Genomic DNA, 17,990 nt, shown 5'->3' with positions numbered 1-17,990 from the left:
ACCCCCTTTAATTTTTAATTTTAAAATTTAAAGAGATATGATTTTTATGTTATTTCCTCTCTTTCACCTCCTTACCTAACTCGTGTTAATTAAATTATATCACAAATTAAAATTTCTTTAAAGATATAAGAGAAAATTTTTTGTGATATAATTTTTCTTGTTTAATGGATATATTTTAGGAAGGAGAGGTAGAAAAGTATGAGGTTAAAAATAAACGTTTTTGATGTTGTAGTGTTTCTTGTTATTCTACTTGGAATTCTTGGTTTTTTCTTAGTAAGAGAGGGTAAAACTCCTCTTGCAAGGGTTCAGGGGGTTGAGAAAGAAATAGAAATAGATATGATAGTGAGAAATTTGCCTCTTAATGATAAAGAGGTTATAAAGCCAGGTGATAAAGCCTTTATAAGAATTAAAAATCAACCTTTTGCTTGGGTTACTGTTAAAGATGTAAAAATTTATGAGAAAAAAATGCTTATTCCTAATTTTAATGGTACTTATACTTTCATAGAAGATGTTAACAATCCTTTTAACGTGGATATGCTTATAACTTTTACTTCAAAAGGGTATATTACTGAGGATGGTGTGGTTCTTGGAGTAAAAGTAAAGGTAGGTATGCCTATTAGTATTGAGAGCTATAAACTTGATGTAAATGGAGTTATCTCTGCATTAAGGTATTAATTTATGGATAGGTTAATGCAGGTTTGGAAAGAGAGTTTAATATTTAAGGTTCTAAATTTATTAGAAGATAAGATAAAAACCAAGCTTGAGCCTATTATTTCTACATCCTTCTTTTTTCCTTTCTTTCATCTGGTTTTAGAATATTATCTTTACATTTTCCTTTTTTTGCTTCCTTTTTTATCCTCAGGAAAGATTGCTGTTGGAATTTTTATAGCTTTTATTTTATGGGTTGTTGATACCTTTTTGGCTAAGGATAGAAAATTTTTTGAAAGTCTTGATACTTTTACTTTACTTTATATTTTATTCATGTTGATAAATCTTGTGGCTACGTTCTTTTCCCCCTATTTGATGCCTGCCATAAAGGGTTATTTAAAATTCTGTGTTTATTTTGGAATATTCTTAGTCTTCAGAGATGTATTTAAAAATAAAGAGAAGGTTAAAAGAGCTATTTTTGCTATACTTTTTTCTACCTTTTTATTGTCCCTATATTGTCTTTATCAGTGGATAATAAAAGTTCCCCCTCTTGCAGGTTGGGAAGATGTGGAGTTTGTTGGTGAGAATGTAACAAGGGTTTATGGGACCCTTCAAAATCCAAATCTTCTTGGAGGATATTTAATTGGCATTTTTCCTTTTATCCTTTCTTCCATCTTTATTTTTAGATTCAAAAGTATTCCTCTTCTTGCAAGTTTACTTTCTTTCCTTTCTATAATTTGGACTTATTCAAGAGGAGCCTATTTTGGCTTCTTTGTTTCTTTGATTTTGTATTTTTATTTCGTTATTCATATGATTTGGGGATTTGCAAATAGGAGACAGAGGAAAATTTTATTAACCTTCATTATAGCTTTAGTATTCTTAGGAGTGGGAATTTTCTTAAAATCTTCTTATCTTCAAAAAAGGATATTCTCAATTTTTACCCTTTGGGGACATTCCTCTAATGCTACAAGGATAGTTATATGGGAAAGATCTTTTAAGATATTTAAGGACTTTTTCTTAACAGGAATTGGGCTTGGAAATGATGTTTTTAGGAGAGTTTATGCCTTTTATATGGAGCCTAAATTTACTGCTCTTGCATCTTACAATCTTTTTATGGAAATAGGAATCGAAGGAGGAATATTTGCTCTTATAGTATTTCTTCTGATGCTATATTATCTCTTTAGTAGGTTTATTAAAAGGTATGATTCATGGGATATGGAACAAAAGTTAATTGGGATAACTTCATTATCATCAGTTGTTGCTCCCATTTTCCATGGTTTTGTAGACACTATTTGGTATAGACCTTATCCTCAAATTATTTTTTGGTTTTCTGTTAGTATACTTGTGAATTTATATAAAGATAAAAAGGAATCGAAAATACTGCTTTTTAACTTAGGAGGATTAGGTGATCAAATACTTTTTCTTCCTGTGATAAAAGCTCTTAAAGAAAAGCTTAATCCTAAAATAACTATAATTACAGAGAGAAGAGGTAGAAAAATTTATGATCTTTTGAAAATGGATGTAATAGAATTTAATCCTAAGGAAAATTTTTCATTAAAAGATACAGTGTATCTTTTAACAAAACTTCATAGAGAAAATTATGATATCTCAATTTCTACGGGAAAGTCCCTCTTTATACCTATTTTTATGTATCTTGTAGGAGCACCTATAAGGGCAGGATATAAAGAGAATCCTTTGAGCTTTTTGTATACTCATAAGGCTTCTTCAAAGAGAAATGAATATATGGCAAGGGTTCATTTCAGGCTTGTGGAGGCAATCTTTAAAGATGCTTCTTATGCTAATCCTGAAATAGAACTTTCAGAAGGTATAAAAGAGGAGGTCGAAAGGAGAATTAGAGAATATGGATTGAAGCCTTTTGAATATACGCTTTTGCATCCTGGTGTAAGTAAGATGAGTATTAAAAGGGGTATAGATAGAAGATGGTCTGAGGAAAATTGGGTAGAGTTAATAAAGAGATTGAAAGAGCACAATATAGATTATGTGATTATTTATGGACCCGATGAAGAAGATAGTATAAGGGAATTAAAGGAAAAAGTTCCTGATGGCAAATTTGTTTCTCCCAAGTCCTTAGAGGAATTCTTAGGATGGATATATTATTCAAAAGTCATGGTTTGTTTAGACTCTGCTCCTCTTCATCTTGGTGTTGCTCTCAAAAAACCTATTGTGGCTCTTTTTGGTCCTACAAATCCTGCTGAGATCTTGCCTATAGATCCCATTTATCAAGTGGCAAAGATTGATCTTCCTTGTGAGCCTTGTCTTTGGGATAAAAGAAAAAGGGTTTGCGAATCTTTAGATTGTATGAAAATACCCGTGGATTTGGTATGGGAAAAATTAATGATCTTTGTAAAGAGCTAAAATCTTATTTATTATCTGGGTAGTTGAAAAACCTTCTATAAGTGGAACTATTATAATTTTGCCTCCATAACTTTTTACAATTTTTGCTTCAGGAAGATCTTCTTCTTTGTAATCTCCTCCCTTTACATGAATGTGAGGTTTTATGATACTTATTATATTTTCAGGAGTTTCCTCATTAAAAAGGACTGTATAGTCAACACATTCTAAGGCAGATATTATTTTTAATCTACTTTTCTCATCAAATATAAGCTTCTTTTCTCCTTTGATTTTTTTTACCGATTCATCACTGTTGATACCAACTATTAAGATATCTCCAAAGCTTTTTGCTTTTTCAAGAAGCGTAATGTGACCTGGGTGTAGTATTTCAAAGCATCCGTTAGTAAAAACAATAGTCTTTCCTTCTTCTCTAAACCTCTCAGCTATGTTACATATTTCTTCTTTTGTTTTAATTTTCCTTTCAGAACTCCACATAATTTTTGTCTATGTTTATTTTTTGAGGAATTACTTGAATGATTTCTTCAGGAGATAGGGTGCTGGTTCCTAATTTTCTTACCACTACGCTACCAGCAAAGTTAGATATAAGAGCAGCTTCAAGAGGATTTGCATCAGAAGATATTGCCAAGGTCAGGGCGGATATTACAGTATCTCCAGCTCCCGTAACGTCTCTGACCTCTGCTTTAAGGGCAGGGATAAAATAATAGGAATCTTTTAAGTAAAGAAACATGCCCTTTTCTCCTCGAGTAATAATTACACCTTCTCCTTCTATTAACTCCAAGAGTTTTTGGGCACAAATTATAATGTCAAAATTTTCTTCCATATCTGTAGCAATTTTTGCCTCTTTTTCATTAGGAGTGATATAGCTTGCTCCTTTATATTTTGTAAAGTCTTTTCCTTTAGGATCTACAAGTATTTTTTTTCCATAGGTTTTGGCAAGCTCAATAATTTTCTTAGTAAAGGAATAAGTTAGTACTCCTTTTGCATAATCTGACAGGAGAAATATATCTATTTTTTCAATGTTTTCCTTTATTTTTTCTAATAAAAGCATCTCTATCTCTTCTTTTATGGGATTTCTTTTTTCTTTATCCATTCTTACTACTTGCTGGCTCAGAGCAATGAGTCTTGTCTTAGTAGTAGTAGGTCTTTCTTTATCTTTCACAAGAAAATTTTTTATTTCCCTTTGATTTAGGAGGTTTAATATCTTTTCTGCTCCTATGTCTTCTCCCACTACTCCAAAAAGCAAAGGTTCTCCTCCAAGGGCTTTTATGTTATTAGCCACATTTCCTGCACCCCCAAGTACATATTTTTCTTCTTCAATCTCAAGAACAGGCACAGGAGCTTCTGGAGAGATTCTTTCTATTTTCCCTATTATATATTCGTCAATCATTATGTCCCCAATTACTGCAATTTTTTTCCCTTTCCAAGAATTAATTATTCTTATAAGTCTTTCTCTAATATCCATTGGGCTGCCTCCAATAAATTTTTTGCCGAGAAATCTGCAAGAGAATTTTCTTTTCCTATAATTATAGTTTTACATCCAGCCTTTTTACCTGCCTCTACATCGGTAATTTTATCTCCAATCATATAAGATTTTTCTAAATCTATATTCCAGTCCTTTGCTGCTTGAATCAGCATTCCTGGATTTGGCTTTCTGCACTCTCCCTCAAGATAGGGGCAGTAATAAAAGTCGTCTATGTATACTTTCTCCTTTGCTAAAGTGTAGTATAAATGTCTGTGAAATTTATCTACATCCTCTATGGTATAATATCCCCTCTCTACCCCTGATTGATTAGTTACTACGATGATAAGAAATCTTTTTTGTAATAATTTTAAGCCTTCTATAACATGGGGCAAAATTACTAAGTCCTCTGTTTTATAAACATATCCTTTATCTTCATTAATAGTTCCATCTCTATCAAGAAAGATAGCACGATTCTTGGAGGGAAATAGTTTCTCCTCTATTAGATCACATAGGATATGTCCTATGGTTATGTGAGCTTCTTGGACATGAGGGGTCATATGAAAAGGTACAGTAATAGATATGTCAGCATACTTAATCATTTCTCCCCCATCTCTTCCTGAAAGGGCTATAGTTACCCCTTTAAGCTCCTTTGCCTTTTTAAGTGCTTTTACTACGTTGGGAGAGTTTCCTGAGGTACTTATCCCAATAACTACATCCTCTTCCTCTAATAGAGCCTCAACTTGTCTTTCAAACACTTCATCAAAACTATAATCATTAGAAATGGAGGTTATATTTGAGGAATTTGTAGTGAGAGCAATGGCAGGAATTCCCTTTCTTTCTTTTAAGAACCTTCCTACAAGTTCCGCAACTATATGCTGAGCATCAGCTGCACTTCCGCCATTTCCAAAAATAAGTACTTTTTTACCTTTTTTGTATTTTTCTATGATTATCTCAGCTGCTTTTTTAATATCAGAAATCAAATATTCTTCTACAAGTTTTAAAGTAAAATCATGCTTCCTAAGCCGTGCTTTTATTCTCTCTTCCATTATTGCCTTCCCACCCCTTTGTATATAAATCCCATATTTTTAATAATTTGGGGATCAAGTAGATTTACACCGTCAATTATTATGGGAGCTTTCATCACCCTCTTTATTTTTAAAAAATCCAATTCTTTAAATTCTTTCCATCCCGTGAGGATAACAAGACAATTAGAATCTTGAGCTACATCATAGGGATTATCACAGTATTCAACATCATTAATTTCTTTTTTTGCCTCTTCCATTCCTAAGGGATCAGAGGCTTTGATTTTTGCCCCATCATTTTTAAGCATTTTTGTAATCCTTAAAGCTAAAGAATTTCTTACATCATTTGTATCAGGTTTAAACGTGAGTCCTAATACTCCTATAATTTGTCCGTCCAAAAATTCTCCTAAGAAAGACTTAATCTTATAAATAGTTTGTCTTATTTGATGTTCATTCTTTTCAAGAATACTTATAAGTAAATTAGGTTGATAACCTTGTTTTTCTGCCATTTTGATAAGTCCCATGAGATCTTTTCCTAAGCATGGTCCTCCAAAGCCAATTCCAGGCTGTAAGTAATCCTTGCCTATTCTTTTGTCATACTTCATTCCTTCTATCACTTCCTGTATATCAATTCCGAATCTTTCTGCGATATTTGCAATCTCATTTATGAAAGATATTCTCATGGCAAGAAAGGCATTAGATGCGTATTTTATTAGTATAGCTGCATTAGGTGATGTTATAATAAAGGGTGCGTTTAAAGGAGAGAAAAGTTTTTTTAACTCTTCTATGATTTCAGGGTTTTCTGCTCCTATAACTATCCGAGATGGATTATAAAAATCATATACTGCATTTCCTTCTCTCAAAAATTCAGGGATAAAGGCTATCTCAAAGTCTTGATTTTTCTTTTTTCCATAGTTTTCAAATATCTGATTTATTTTTTCCAAGGTTCCTATCGGAATAGTGCTTTTAATAGCTATTATTTTTTTATCTTTTAAATTCTTGGCAAGGCTTTCAGAAACCGATATTACTTGAGATAAATCTACACTTCCGTCTTCTTTTGGGGGAGTATTTACACATATAAAAATTATTTCTGAATTTGAGATAAGTTCTTGAATATCTTTAGTGAATTTTATCCTATTTTTTTCTATATTTCTTCTTAACAGTTCATCTATGTCCTTTTCTTTAATTGGAGAAATACCTTTTCTCAACTGCTCAATCTTTTCGTCGTCTATATCAAGACATATTACTTGGTTTCCAAAATCAGCAAGACCAAGCACTATTACCAGACCTATGTATCCTGTTCCTATAATGCCTATCTTTTTCAACGCTTCCTCCTTTAAATAGGTTTTCTTAAAAATTTTATCATAAAAATCTTAACTTTTCTTATTTATCTTCCACTCTTGCTTATATGGGGAGATAGTTCTTAATTTTTCTATGATTCTTTCCAAGACATCAAGGGTATAATTAAGATCCTCTTTGGTGGTATATAATCCGAGGGTAAATCTTATGGAGCCATGGGCAAGTTCAATAGGTACATTAATTGCAGAAAGAACATGGGATGGTTCTAAGGAACTGGAACTGCATGCAGATCCTGTAGAGACCTCAACCCCCTCTAAATCTAAATGAAGAAGAATAGATTCTCCCTCTACATAAGCAAAACTAAAGTTTATATTATTAGGAAGTCGATTTGATCTGGGACCATTTAAATAAACATCTGAAATCCTTTTTTCTACCTCTCTTATGAAATAATCTCTAAGCTCTGTTAATCTTTCTATCTCTTTATCCATTTCCAGAATTGCTAACTCTATAGCTTTTCCCATACCTATAATTCCTGCTACGTTTTCTGTTCCAGCTCTCTTATTGTTTTCTTGTGATCCTCCATGAATTAATGGATGAATTTTTGTGCCTTTTCTTATGTATAAGGCTCCTACTCCTTTGGGACCATAAAATTTGTGGGCAGAAATGGAAAGAAGGTCCACCCCTAATTCATCCACATTTACAGGTATATGTCCTACGGTCTGTACCGCATCGGTATGAAAGTAGATATCATATTCTTTAGCAATCTTTGAAAGTTCTTGGATGGGTTCAATAGTTCCTATTTCGTTATTGGCATGCATTATAGATATCAATATGGTATCTTTTCTTAAAGCTTTTTTAAGATCATCTGGATCCACAAAGCCCTCTCTGTCGACAGGAAGATAAGTTATTTCAAACCCTAATTTTTCAAGAAAATGGCATGGTTCTAATACTGCATGATGCTCAACTTTACTTGTGATTATATGTTTTCCTTTGGTTGATAAAGCAAAAGCAACCCCCTTGATAGCCATATTGTTTGATTCTGTTCCTCCGCTGGTAAAAATTATTTCGTCAGATTTTGCCCCTATGGCTTTTGCTATTTTTTCTCTTGCTTCCTCAATGGCAGTTCTTGTTTCTCTTCCAAAATGGTGAATACTGGATGGATTTCCGAATTTTTCCTTTAAGAATGGTTTCATTGCTTCATATACTTCTTTTCTTAAGGGAGTTGTAGCTGCATAGTCTAAATATACTTCTCTTTTCATTTAATTTACCTCCTTTTTTATAAAGAATTGACTAAGATACAAAAAAGTATTATAAAAATTATACTAAAATAGTCGGAAAAATAAAAAGAGGGATTAAAATGTTGAGATATACGGATATAGTATTGGAACATTTTAAAAACCCCAGAAATGTAGGAGTCATAGAAGATCCTGATGGATATGCTATAGAAGGAGGTCCTGCTTGTGGGGATCAAATTGTAGTTTATATAAAGGTTGATCCCAATACAAAAGTCATAACTGACATAAAGTTTCAGTCTTTTGGTTGTGCCTCAAATATAGCTACAGGTTCTATGATGACGGAGATGGTAAAGGGGAAAACTATTGAAGAAGCTTTAAAACTTACTTGGAAGGATGTGGTAGATGCTTTAGGAGGGCTTCCTCCTGTAAAATTACACTGTTCAGTTCTTGCAATAGATGGTCTTAAAGCAGCAATTAGAAATTATTTGGGAGAAAAAACTGAAGGAAAACTGAGTAAAGAAGAGGTAGTCAATGTTTTATCCAATGTTTTATATCCCAGCTTGGCTGTAGATATAGTAACTTTGAAACTTTTAAATTTTTTAAAAATTACAGAGAAAGGAAAAGTTATTATTGAGCTATTATTAGGTGAGGAAGATCCTTTTAAGGAGCATATCAAAGAGGAGATTGTTGAGAAGTTATCAAAAATAAATGGGGTTAAGGAGGTTGAAGTGAATTTTGTCAAGTAAAAGTTATTGACCGTCACTTATATGTTTGATAAAAATATTATCATGAAGAGTTTGGATGTTTCTTTAGTGATACCAGTCAAAGACGAAGAAGTCACTTTAGAAGCCTTATATGAAAGAATCACAGAAGTATTAGAAGGGTTAAATCTTACTTTTGAAATTATTTTTATTGATGATGGAAGCACTGATCAGTCTTTTGATATTATGAAAAAGCTATCTCAGAGGGATTCAAGGGTTAAGGTTGTGAAATTTAGAAAAAACTTTGGAAAAGCTGCAGCTCTTTCTTGTGGGTTTGAAAAGGCAAGGGAAAATATTGTTATAACTATGGATGCTGATTTTCAGGATGATCCAAAAGAAATTCCCAAATTTATTGACTTGATTAACAATGGGTATGATGTGGTTTCTGGCTGGAAAAAAATAGAAAAGATCCTTTGAGTAAAAGACTTCCTTCAAAGATATTTAATAAAATTACTGCTTGGCTTACAGGTGTAAATATTCATGACTTTAATTGTGGATTTAAAGCCTATAGAAATGAGGTTATAAGAAATCTTGAGGTATATGGGGAACTTTACAGATATATTCCTGCTCTTTCTCATAGTAAAGGATTCAAAGTTGGTAAGGTAGTAGTAGAACATCATCCGAGGGTTTATGGAAAGTCAAAATATGGATGGGAAAGATTAATAAAGGGATTTTTAGACCTATTTACGGTAGTGTTTCTTAAAAGATTTTTGAGGTGTCCTATGCACTTTTTTGGTGGTGTTGGATTAATATTTTTCTTTTTAGGGTTTCTCATAAACTTGGGACTCACCATATACAAATATACTACTGGTGTTCTCATAGGAAATAGACCGCTACTTCTTTTTGGAGTACTTTTAATGATTTTAGGAGTTCAATTTTTATCTATAGGTCTTCTTGGAGAGATGATAAATAATGTTACTCATGGAAGAAAAAAGGAATATCTGATTTCAGAGGAGATTGGTTTTGAGTAATGTATATTTTAAGGTCATCATTGATGAGATTCCAAGGCTTCTTGGACTTTTAGATAAGAACCCTATAAGTCCTACTTTTGGTTCTTTTGATAGAAACTATTGGCATTATAATATTTCTGACTTTTCCTGTGCCAGATTTCAAGAGGCGACTTTGACTTTGGCTTTGCTATATCTTTTGAATTACGATAATAATCCTTATTATAACTCAGAGGATATTTTGAAATTTATTAACGGGGGAGTTAATTTTTGGTGCAAAATCCAGAGGAAAAATGGATCTTTTGATGAATGGTATCCTTATGAGGGTAGTTTTGTAGCAACTGCTTTTTCTACTTGTGCTATTTCAGAGGTTTTACTTCTTTTAAAGGAAAAGATAGCAAATTTTGACAATTCTTTAAGATGTATTAAAAAGGCGGTGGATTTTCTTTCTAAAAATGTAGACTATACTGCTTGCAATCAAGAAGCAGGTGCTATTCTTGCTATATATAATTGCTATTTGCTCACCTCGGAGAGTAAATATAGGGATTTGGCTTATAAAAGACTAAATGATCTCTCTAAATTACAGAAGGAAGAAGGATGGTTTCCCGAGTATGGAGGACCTGATATAGGTTATTTATCTCTTACCATAGACTACCTTGCTAAGGTTTACGAAAAGTCTAATTGGGATCTTGCAAAAGAAATGCTAACTAAAGCTATAGATTTTTTATATTATTTTTCCCATCCTGACGGGAGCTTTGGTGGGGAATATGGCTCAAGAAATACTAAACATATAATTCCTTCTGGAATAAATTTATAGCTCCATGGAATAGGAAAGCTGGATATATAGCTTTCAATTTGAGAAGAGCCCTTTTTGAGAAAAAAACCATAGGACCATATAATTTAGATGATAGATACATTGCTTATATTGGTTATACTTATCTTCAAGCATCTTTATATCTTAGAGAGGATTTAGAGGTTGAAGAAAGAGGTCATGTAGACAAATATTTTGAGGAAAGTGGAATATGGATTTTCTCTAATAGCAGTTTTTATCTTGTTTCAAATTTCAAAAAGGGTGGAGTCTTAAAGGTTAATTTCAAAAATGGCAGTTCTTTTAAAGATAGTGGGATTATTTTAAAAACTAAAAACAAAATCTATACTTCTTCTTGGTTAAATTCTTCTGAGGAAAAGATAATTAAGGATGGTGGATTTAAGGTTTCAAGAGAAATGAAGCTAATTTCTTTTTACAAAATGAGCATTATTAAAGGCATTTCTTTAAGAGTTTTTCAACTTTTACTGGGAAGATTTGAGTTTATAAACAAGCTGGTGAAAAAATTCTTGAGAGGCATATTAATTACGAAGCAAAAATCTTTAGGAATAAGATTTTTTAGGACTATAAAAGTAGTAAATGAAAAAATTGAAATGGAAGATCTAATTCTTTCGTCAGAAAACATAAATAAAGTATTTTGTGGGGTGGAGAACTCTTATATTTTCATACCGTCTTCTCGATATTTTGAGATAGGAGATTTGAATAAGTATTTTCATGAAATTGAAGTAGGTTCTAAGAAAGTGATAATTAGGAGGGTATTTGATGAGGAGGGGAATGAGGAATTTGATTATAAATCTGATTAAGTTAGGATTAACTTTTCTTGTTTTCTTAGTAATCTTTAAAAGAGTTTCCTTTCCTTCCTTGATAGAGATTTTACAAGGAGTTAAGTTTATCTATTTTATTCCTACTTTTTTGTTAAGCTTGGCTTTTACGATTTTGAAAATTTATAAGTGGCATTTACTACTAAAATCTCTTGAGGATGTAAGTTTTTCTAAATCCGTGGATAGCTATCTCATTGGTATGACTCTTCTTAAGAAGTTATCCTCAACTTGTTAATGGTTTAAAGGCTATTGAGAGAAAAATCTTTATAGTTAATCTTCTTATTACTTTTGTGGCTTATTTTCTTGTTGTTTTTGAGGGATATTTTTTAGGTAAGGCTTTTGATATTGATAATTTCTTTGCTTTTCTTTACGGATATCCTCTTGTGATGCTTGTAAATTTAGTTCCTATGACCATTGCAGGGCTTGGATTAAGAGAGGGCACTGCTATCTTACTTTTGAATAAATTTTCTATTCCTTCTAATGGGTCGTTTAATGTTTCCTTTTTGATATTTCTTCTAAATACTGCCTTGCCTGCTATTTGGGGAATTTTTGCCATGTACCTAGAGGAAATTAAAAAGAGTATTTATAAAACTGATGTATGGGCTTACTTGATTACTCTTTTTGGGGGATTTTTGGAATTTCATGTATCTTTATGATATATAAACTTGCTTCGAAGCTTTTTGATAAAGCTACAGGGCTTATTTCTAGTATCCTTTTTGCTCTTTCTCCTTTTCATATATATTTTGCTCAAGAAGCAAGAATGTATCCTATGGTGATTTTTCTTGTACTTTTTTCTGTCTATTATCTTGTTAAAGGAATAGATAAAACTAAGAATCTTTTCTTTATAACTATCGCTAACGTCCTTATGCTTTATACCCATATTTTCTCAGCTTTTGTAGTACTTGTTGAAAATCTTTATGTTATTACTACAAGCTTTAAAAATAAAAAACTTTTAAAGAGATGGGTTATTGCTCAATTTATAATTTTGATTTTTATCTCTCCATGGTTATATGTGATTATTCAAAGCAGGACTCCAGAAGTTTATCAGGGTGCCCAAAAAGTTTCTTTGATTAGTCTTGCCTATACCTTTTTAGAAGTAAACCTTGGAGCTGGAAGATCAGTTTTTAGGAATAAAGCTCTTATTGCAATTGTATTCATTTTTCTTTCTATTATTGGATTGTTGCCTCCTTGGGATAAGAAAAGGGAGCTTTTTCTCTTGATTTTGTATCTTTTTGTTCCTATTTTACTTTTACTATTTCTTTCCTTAGGGAAAAGTTTCTTTAGTGCGAGATACATTTCTATATTCATACCTGGATACTTAATTCTTCTTAGTAGAGGTATCAGAAGATTTAAGTATTATTCATTGATATTACTTCTTCTTATTGGAATTCTTGGAGTATATTTTCTGTCTTTAAATTATTATTATAGCAATCTTGCTAATTTAAATCGTCCATGGAGAGAAGCTGTGAGATATATACATGAGAATGTGGCAAGCGAGAAAGTCTTTATTTTTGCTCCTTATATGTGGAGACCTTTTGAATACTATAATAGAGGAAAAATAAATTATGAGACTCTAAGTATTTCTCAATTAGAGAGTAAATTGTTTAATTTGTCTCAGGGTGAAAAGTTCTGGGTAATAATTGCAAATGAAGGAGTAGAAGATCCTGAAGGAAAACTTCTGAGGTTTCTGGAGAGTAAGTTTATCCTGCTAAGAGAAGTTAAATATTATAGAATTGTTATTAAGCAGTGTAAAGTACCAGAAAGTTAATTTATATTTATAAGAAGCATGCCTTTGTCATAGTTTATTATTTCTTCCATATCTTTTTTGTATTCTTTAAAATCTTGAGCAGGAATTAATATTTCTTTTTGAGTGAAGACCCTTTTTAGGGATAGGATATTATTCTTTTCTTCAATTTCCACGGAATATTTTATCCATTTATTTTCTTTTGTTACACTTTTGATTGTCGTATCTATGTTTATTCCCTGAGGAATGTTTATGCTTATTTCTTCTATCTCTTGATAAGGTAAATAGTATTCTATATCGTAATTTCTTTCTTCTCTTGTTATCTCTTCTGCAGACTTTATACTGGAAAAGGGGAACATGTTTAATAGGTTTATTTCTTTTTTATAAGATGTAATATATGGATTCTCAAATTTTAATTTAATTATTAATGGTTCTTCTAAGTTACCTATATTTTGGACATCCCAATCCGTCAACTTAGAATTGGGAATATAGTAATTCAAGAGTCTTGATAAGAAGTTTTCTTTTTGTAATGTAGTCATAGTCTTAAGATAGTACCGATAAGAGTTTGCAAAATATCCTGTAAGAGTTATCTGAGTTTCTGCTACCAAATTCTTCTCTTCAATGTTAATTTTTGTGTTATATTTTCTTAAGTTGTTCTCTGGTTTACTCATAGGGATTGTGGTAAGAATTGGTTTTCCATCTATGATGATCATAGCATCTGCTCCTTGATCCATGCCTGGAACTTCTCCAAAGGGAGTGTCTTCTGCAGTTCCATCTAAAAAGAGATAGGAATTTTTATAGGGGAGTGCAACTATAGCATGATCAAATTGAAATCCTGGAAGTTCCTTTTTCAAAGGCGATGAATATCGGGTAGAGACTAAAGTGTAATAAGCTTTTATTCCTGCCTCCTTTAACATAGTAAGAAGTAATACTGCTTTATCCTTACAATCTCCATATTTAGCTTTAAATATCTCAGGAGCACTATGGGGCATGATTCCTCTTATTCCATATTCTAATCCCACGTATCTTATTTGATTGGTTACAAAGTAATAGATGGCTTTTATTTTTTCTTCTTCCATTTTTGCACCCAAAACAAGTTCTTTTACCTTTTCTTTTATTTCCTTATTACTTCTGATCTGAGGGTAGGCAAGAGAGTAGTACCAATCTGCAAGATCCTCCCAACTTCTAAAAGTGGTTATCCATAATTGAGGCACCAATTTAGCAAGGTCTGGCATATAGGGTTCTTCTGTGATGCCTGGAACGTTCTCCATCTTCCATGTGAATATTTTATAATCTTTATTCTGGTTTACCTCTGGATCAACTTTACCATTGTATACTTTATATTTAAAATCTATGGTAGATGGTATCTTCAAGATATATATACTCCTTAGAGTTGGAACTTCATTTTGGAAGAAGAATATATCTTGAAAGTTTTTTCCGAATATACTTCGTGTATATTCATCAATTACATAGAAACACTCAAGAATGGCTCCTTTTTCTACTGCTGGCATAGAGATAATAATTTGTCTTTGATCAGTATAAAGGGGATAATCGGATGCTACCGAAAAGTCCTGTATGGAGGTTGCCTCTAATTCCTTTCCATCGGGTTTTATGGTTCTTGCTCTTAATATTCTTACATCTTCAAAGCTTGAATCATAATTTATAGTTATCTCTCCATATCTGTCTTTTGCTTCATCTTTTAGAATTTTTATTATTTTGTGGAAAACTACGGTAAAAGATCCATCTTTATGCATCGTTCTTTCTTGCCAATCTAATAGATATATGGCGGGAAAGTCTAAAAATTCTTTTGGAATGTCCTTTGATAGATATTCTGAGATATCCGGAATCTTAATTTGCTCACTTCTCAGATAGTTTAGATATTCTCTTATTCCCTTATAAGATGGATCAATTTCTATAGCTTTTTCATAGGATTCTATAGCAAGCTCTTTTTCATCTTTCAAGTGATGTATTTCTGCTTCATAGATAAAAATTTCTGGATATAAGTAAGTTATCTTTTTCGTTTTTTCTATTAATCTTTGAGCCTCTTCTATTTTCTCTTGAGAGAGATATATTCTTATGAGTTGAATGTATGCCCATATATCCGTAGGATCTTTTTCTATTAGATTTTTGGCTAAGTTTTCTATTATGTCATATCTGTGTAGATCTCTAGCAAGATAGAAGAGACTATAAAATACTTCCCAGTTTTCCCAATTCATAGATAGGGCGGTTAAGTAGTTTTCTATGGCTTTGAAGGGCATATTTCTTTTTTCATACATTTTACCTTTTAAAAAGTAAGCTTCTTGACTCGTTTTATAACCCTTCTCAAAAATACTTATTTGATTTTCTACCTCTTTAGTCCAGGAGAGAGCATTAAAGAGTCTTATAAGTAGACTTCTCAAAAGAAAAGAATTTTCGGGTATATCTTCTTTTTCTAAGTTTTTCAGTGCTTCCTCATATCTTCCATGCTCTAATTCATAGAGGGATAGGTAATAAAGATTCATTTTCAGATTTTTTGAGAGGGAATAAGAATCAAGAAGGTATTTTCTTCCTGTTTCTACATCTTGAGAGCCTAAGTAGAATTTTCCGAGAATAAACTTTATAACTTCAGAATCCTTTTTTATTTTCTCTGCTCTTTTAAGGTACTCTTCTGCCTCTTCCGAAACCCCTTTTTCAGAGAGTAAAAATCCATAAAAGGTATAAAAGATTTCAGAAGAGTCACTCTCTTTTATAAGCTCTTTTTCAGGTAGAATTCTTTCAAAATATATTTGGGTTTTTCTATAATTTTGAGGTTTCACTGAAGTTTTTAGTCCTGATATTTTATTTCCTTTAGAATCTGTTATTCTTAAAAAGAAGCCAAAATCTCCTTCTTGATTGCAAAATTTTAACAAAAGTTTATGCCAGCCTGAAGATAGAGGAATTCTATATATTTCTTGGTCCCAAATTGCTCTTCTTTGGGTTTCTATTTCATATATATGGCAATCATCTAAGAAGAGTTTATAAGAACTTGTAGTTCCTATTCTTATGTATATCTCTTGATTTTGAGGTATATAAAAATAACAGAGAGCATAAGAAGTAGACCATTGATTTGGATAAATTAAATTATAGAGGCTTATATATGCACTTTTACTTTCTTCAGGGGAAAACCATCTTATATCAAGTCCATTTTTCCCTTGATATGTCTTTTCAAGTTTTATCTCCTTCTCGGGAGGATATTCTTTGTAAAGTCCAGAATTCCCTATGTTTTCAAAGGGGCCTATAAAAATGAAATCTTTTATAAAGCCTTTTTCCTCAGAGTACTTTTCTGCTTTAGAAATAAGATTTTGAGAAAGAAGAGCTTTCCAATATAAATATTCTAAATAAGAGTTATTAAATTCTCTTCCATCTAATAAAGATACTATTTCTTTATATATGGGAAGACTATCCCAAAGATCATAACCTAAAAGTCCTATTACTTCATGCCAGAGAGAATTTGGGTTTATTTCTATGGATTTTTTCCAATGTTTCCATGCTTGAGAAGCATTATCTTCAAGGAGGTAGTATATACTAATTATGGCATTTGAGTAAGCATCTTCTTTATAAGAACTTTTTAAAAGATCAAACTTATTCTCTAATAGTAGATTTCCAACTTTTATACTTTGAGCAGAGGTAGATATAATAAGAAGGGCTAAAGTTATAAATAGAAATATTTTTTTTCTCATACTCTTCTCCTTTATCTCTGGATTCTAATTAATTATACAATATAAAAAGCTTGAAAATATTATCAAAAAGAGTGTAAAATTCTTAAAAATAACTTGTGTTAGTAAGTAATTATTTCTCAAAGCGGAGGGAGGATCTATGACAAAGAAGAAAAAAGCACCCACCAGTTGGGATGTGGCAAGGCTTGCAGGAGTTTCAAGATCTACAGTCTCTTTTGTGCTTAATAATACTCCCGGAATAAAGATAAGTGAAGAGACAAGAAGGAGAGTTCTTGAGGCAGTAAAGGCTCTTGATTATAAGCCCAATGCTATAGCTCGAAGTCTTGCAAAACAAAAGACGGAGGCTATTGCATTTTTTGTTTTAGATATTGCAAACCCTGTTTTTCCTAATATGGCAAGAGGTATAGAAGATGTGGCAAGACAAAATGGCTACACTTTGTTTCTATGTAACACCGATGGGAAAACTTTAAGAGAAGTAAGATATATGAATATAATGCTGGAAAGAAGGGTGGATGGCATAATTGCTGGAGCTCTTTCTAACGAGGAAGTGAGTAAGATAGCTCAGAAGAAAAATATACCTCTTGTTATTCTTGAACATCCAAGACTTCCAGAGCATGATGTGGTTTATGCGGACAATGTTAAAGGAAGCTATGAGGCAGTGATGCATTTTGTAGAGTTGGGACATAAGCGGATTGCTCACATAACTATAAACCCTGAAAGTATAATTGTTCAAGAAAGAATTGAAGGGTATAAAAAGGCTCTTGAAGATGCTGGAATTCCCTTTGATGATAATCTTTTAAAAATATTTTACGACAAAGTTGACGAAGAGAAAGCAATAAATGAACTTTTTTCATTACCTGATCCCCCAACTGCAATCTTTACCTTCAGTGATTTTATGGCAATCCAGGTTATGAAGATATTGATAAGAAGGGGCTATAGGATCCCGGAGGATGTTTCCGTAATAGGCTTTGATGATACCCTGGCAAATTTGACGATACCTGCTTTAACTACGGTTTCTCAACCTTTTTATGAGATGGGGGCAAAAGCTGCTGAAATTTTAATTGAAAGATTGAAAAATCCTAATATGCCAATACAGCATATAAAATTACCAACGAAATTGGTAATAAGAGAGAGTACTGCAAAAAGAAGATAGGTTT

General features: G+C 32.1%; 17 protein-coding genes and 1 pseudogene. 11 read left to right on the top strand and 7 right to left on the bottom strand.

Annotated elements, in window-relative coordinates; all coding sequences use genetic code 11:
- The first annotated feature begins 198 nt into the window (after positions 1 to 198).
- On the top strand, positions 199 to 675 hold the full coding sequence (locus ACP5QL_RS03770) for a DUF4330 domain-containing protein (protein WP_012583083.1): 477 nt from the start codon (positions 199 to 201) through the stop codon (positions 673 to 675).
- A 3-nt stretch (positions 676 to 678) separates the two neighbouring features.
- Positions 679 to 3,024, top strand: coding sequence for a glycosyltransferase family 9 protein (locus tag ACP5QL_RS03765; protein ID WP_273333731.1), 2,346 nt, complete (start codon positions 679 to 681; stop codon positions 3,022 to 3,024).
- Here ACP5QL_RS03765 and rfaE2 read toward each other — a convergent pair.
- The 6 genes and pseudogenes from rfaE2 to nifS form a co-directional block, all read right to left on the bottom strand.
- A complete protein-coding gene (gene rfaE2 / locus ACP5QL_RS03760) occupies positions 3,001 to 3,495 on the bottom strand; it encodes a D-glycero-beta-D-manno-heptose 1-phosphate adenylyltransferase (protein ID WP_012583085.1) in 495 nt (164 codons plus the stop codon). The two genes, ACP5QL_RS03765 and rfaE2, sit on opposite strands and share 24 nt — an antisense overlap.
- Positions 3,482 to 4,483, bottom strand: coding sequence for a D-glycero-beta-D-manno-heptose-7-phosphate kinase (gene rfaE1, locus ACP5QL_RS03755; protein WP_012583086.1), 1,002 nt, complete (start codon positions 4,481 to 4,483; stop codon positions 3,482 to 3,484). Before rfaE1 ends, rfaE2 begins: the two co-directional genes overlap by 14 nt.
- On the bottom strand, positions 4,459 to 4,947 hold the full coding sequence (locus tag ACP5QL_RS03750; protein WP_353745323.1) for a D-glycero-alpha-D-manno-heptose-1,7-bisphosphate 7-phosphatase: 489 nt from the start codon (positions 4,945 to 4,947) through the stop codon (positions 4,459 to 4,461). Before ACP5QL_RS03750 ends, rfaE1 begins: the two co-directional genes overlap by 25 nt.
- A 9-nt stretch (positions 4,948 to 4,956) precedes the next feature.
- A pseudogene (locus ACP5QL_RS03745) lies at positions 4,957 to 5,529 on the bottom strand (D-sedoheptulose-7-phosphate isomerase); the annotation flags it as partial.
- Positions 5,529 to 6,830, bottom strand: a complete 1,302-nt coding sequence (locus tag ACP5QL_RS03740; RefSeq protein WP_428125478.1) for a UDP-glucose dehydrogenase family protein — start codon at positions 6,828 to 6,830, stop codon at positions 5,529 to 5,531. The pseudogene ACP5QL_RS03745 and the gene ACP5QL_RS03740, both read right to left, overlap by 1 nt.
- A 48-nt stretch (positions 6,831 to 6,878) precedes the next feature.
- The gene (gene nifS / locus ACP5QL_RS03735) at positions 6,879 to 8,063 is read right to left on the bottom strand and encodes a cysteine desulfurase NifS (RefSeq protein WP_012583089.1); all 1,185 of its coding nucleotides are present in this window, start codon (positions 8,061 to 8,063) and stop codon (positions 6,879 to 6,881) included.
- A 98-nt stretch (positions 8,064 to 8,161) separates the two neighbouring features.
- Between nifS and ACP5QL_RS03730 the strand changes: the two genes are divergently transcribed.
- From ACP5QL_RS03730 to ACP5QL_RS03695, 8 genes are read left to right on the top strand one after another with little or no spacing between them, the layout of a single operon-like run.
- Positions 8,162 to 8,785, top strand: a complete 624-nt coding sequence (locus tag ACP5QL_RS03730) for an iron-sulfur cluster assembly scaffold protein (protein WP_428125475.1) — start codon at positions 8,162 to 8,164, stop codon at positions 8,783 to 8,785.
- Between the two features lie 42 nt (positions 8,786 to 8,827).
- Positions 8,828 to 9,217 carry a glycosyltransferase family 2 protein gene (locus tag ACP5QL_RS03725; RefSeq protein WP_207285095.1) on the top strand — a complete coding sequence of 130 codons (390 nt, stop codon included), beginning with the start codon at positions 8,828 to 8,830 and terminating at the stop codon, positions 9,215 to 9,217.
- Complete coding sequence (locus ACP5QL_RS03720) at positions 9,214 to 9,771, top strand: hypothetical protein (RefSeq protein WP_272994847.1); 558 nt, start codon at positions 9,214 to 9,216, stop codon at positions 9,769 to 9,771. Before ACP5QL_RS03725 ends, ACP5QL_RS03720 begins: the two co-directional genes overlap by 4 nt.
- Complete coding sequence (locus tag ACP5QL_RS03715; RefSeq protein ID WP_428125472.1) at positions 9,764 to 10,564, top strand: hypothetical protein; 801 nt, start codon at positions 9,764 to 9,766, stop codon at positions 10,562 to 10,564. The genes ACP5QL_RS03720 and ACP5QL_RS03715 overlap by 8 nt, the downstream gene beginning before the upstream one ends.
- Positions 10,565 to 10,602: 38 nt before the next feature.
- Positions 10,603 to 11,376: a hypothetical protein gene (locus ACP5QL_RS03710; RefSeq protein ID WP_428125470.1), complete on the top strand. Its 774-nt coding sequence runs from the start codon at positions 10,603 to 10,605 to the stop codon at positions 11,374 to 11,376.
- Positions 11,357 to 11,629, top strand: coding sequence for a lysylphosphatidylglycerol synthase domain-containing protein (locus tag ACP5QL_RS03705; protein ID WP_428125467.1), 273 nt, complete (start codon positions 11,357 to 11,359; stop codon positions 11,627 to 11,629). Before ACP5QL_RS03710 ends, ACP5QL_RS03705 begins: the two co-directional genes overlap by 20 nt.
- A gap of 13 nt (positions 11,630 to 11,642) precedes the next feature.
- Entirely contained in the window at positions 11,643 to 12,050 is a 408-nt protein-coding gene (locus tag ACP5QL_RS03700) for a lysylphosphatidylglycerol synthase domain-containing protein (RefSeq protein WP_428125595.1), read from the top strand.
- Complete coding sequence (locus tag ACP5QL_RS03695; RefSeq protein WP_428125465.1) at positions 12,047 to 13,162, top strand: glycosyltransferase family 39 protein; 1,116 nt, start codon at positions 12,047 to 12,049, stop codon at positions 13,160 to 13,162. Before ACP5QL_RS03700 ends, ACP5QL_RS03695 begins: the two co-directional genes overlap by 4 nt.
- On the opposite strand, the gene ACP5QL_RS03690 is transcribed toward ACP5QL_RS03695, so the two are convergent.
- Positions 13,159 to 16,836 carry a DUF3857 domain-containing protein gene (locus tag ACP5QL_RS03690; protein ID WP_428125463.1) on the bottom strand — a complete coding sequence of 1,226 codons (3,678 nt, stop codon included), beginning with the start codon at positions 16,834 to 16,836 and terminating at the stop codon, positions 13,159 to 13,161. The two genes, ACP5QL_RS03695 and ACP5QL_RS03690, sit on opposite strands and share 4 nt — an antisense overlap.
- Positions 16,837 to 16,972: 136 nt before the next feature.
- Between ACP5QL_RS03690 and ACP5QL_RS03685 the strand changes: the two genes are divergently transcribed.
- Positions 16,973 to 17,986 (top strand): LacI family DNA-binding transcriptional regulator, encoded by a 1,014-nt coding sequence (locus ACP5QL_RS03685; RefSeq protein WP_012583096.1) that lies wholly within the window; start codon positions 16,973 to 16,975, stop codon positions 17,984 to 17,986.
- Positions 17,987 to 17,990: the final 4 nt, after the last annotated feature.

The sequence above is a fragment of the Dictyoglomus sp. genome, from assembly GCF_049968615.1.
GTDB classification, from domain to species: Bacteria; Dictyoglomota; Dictyoglomia; order Dictyoglomales; family Dictyoglomaceae; genus Dictyoglomus; species Dictyoglomus turgidum.
Note: the sequence above shows the minus strand (reverse complement) of the source record. Positions and strands in the feature narration are given on the sequence as shown.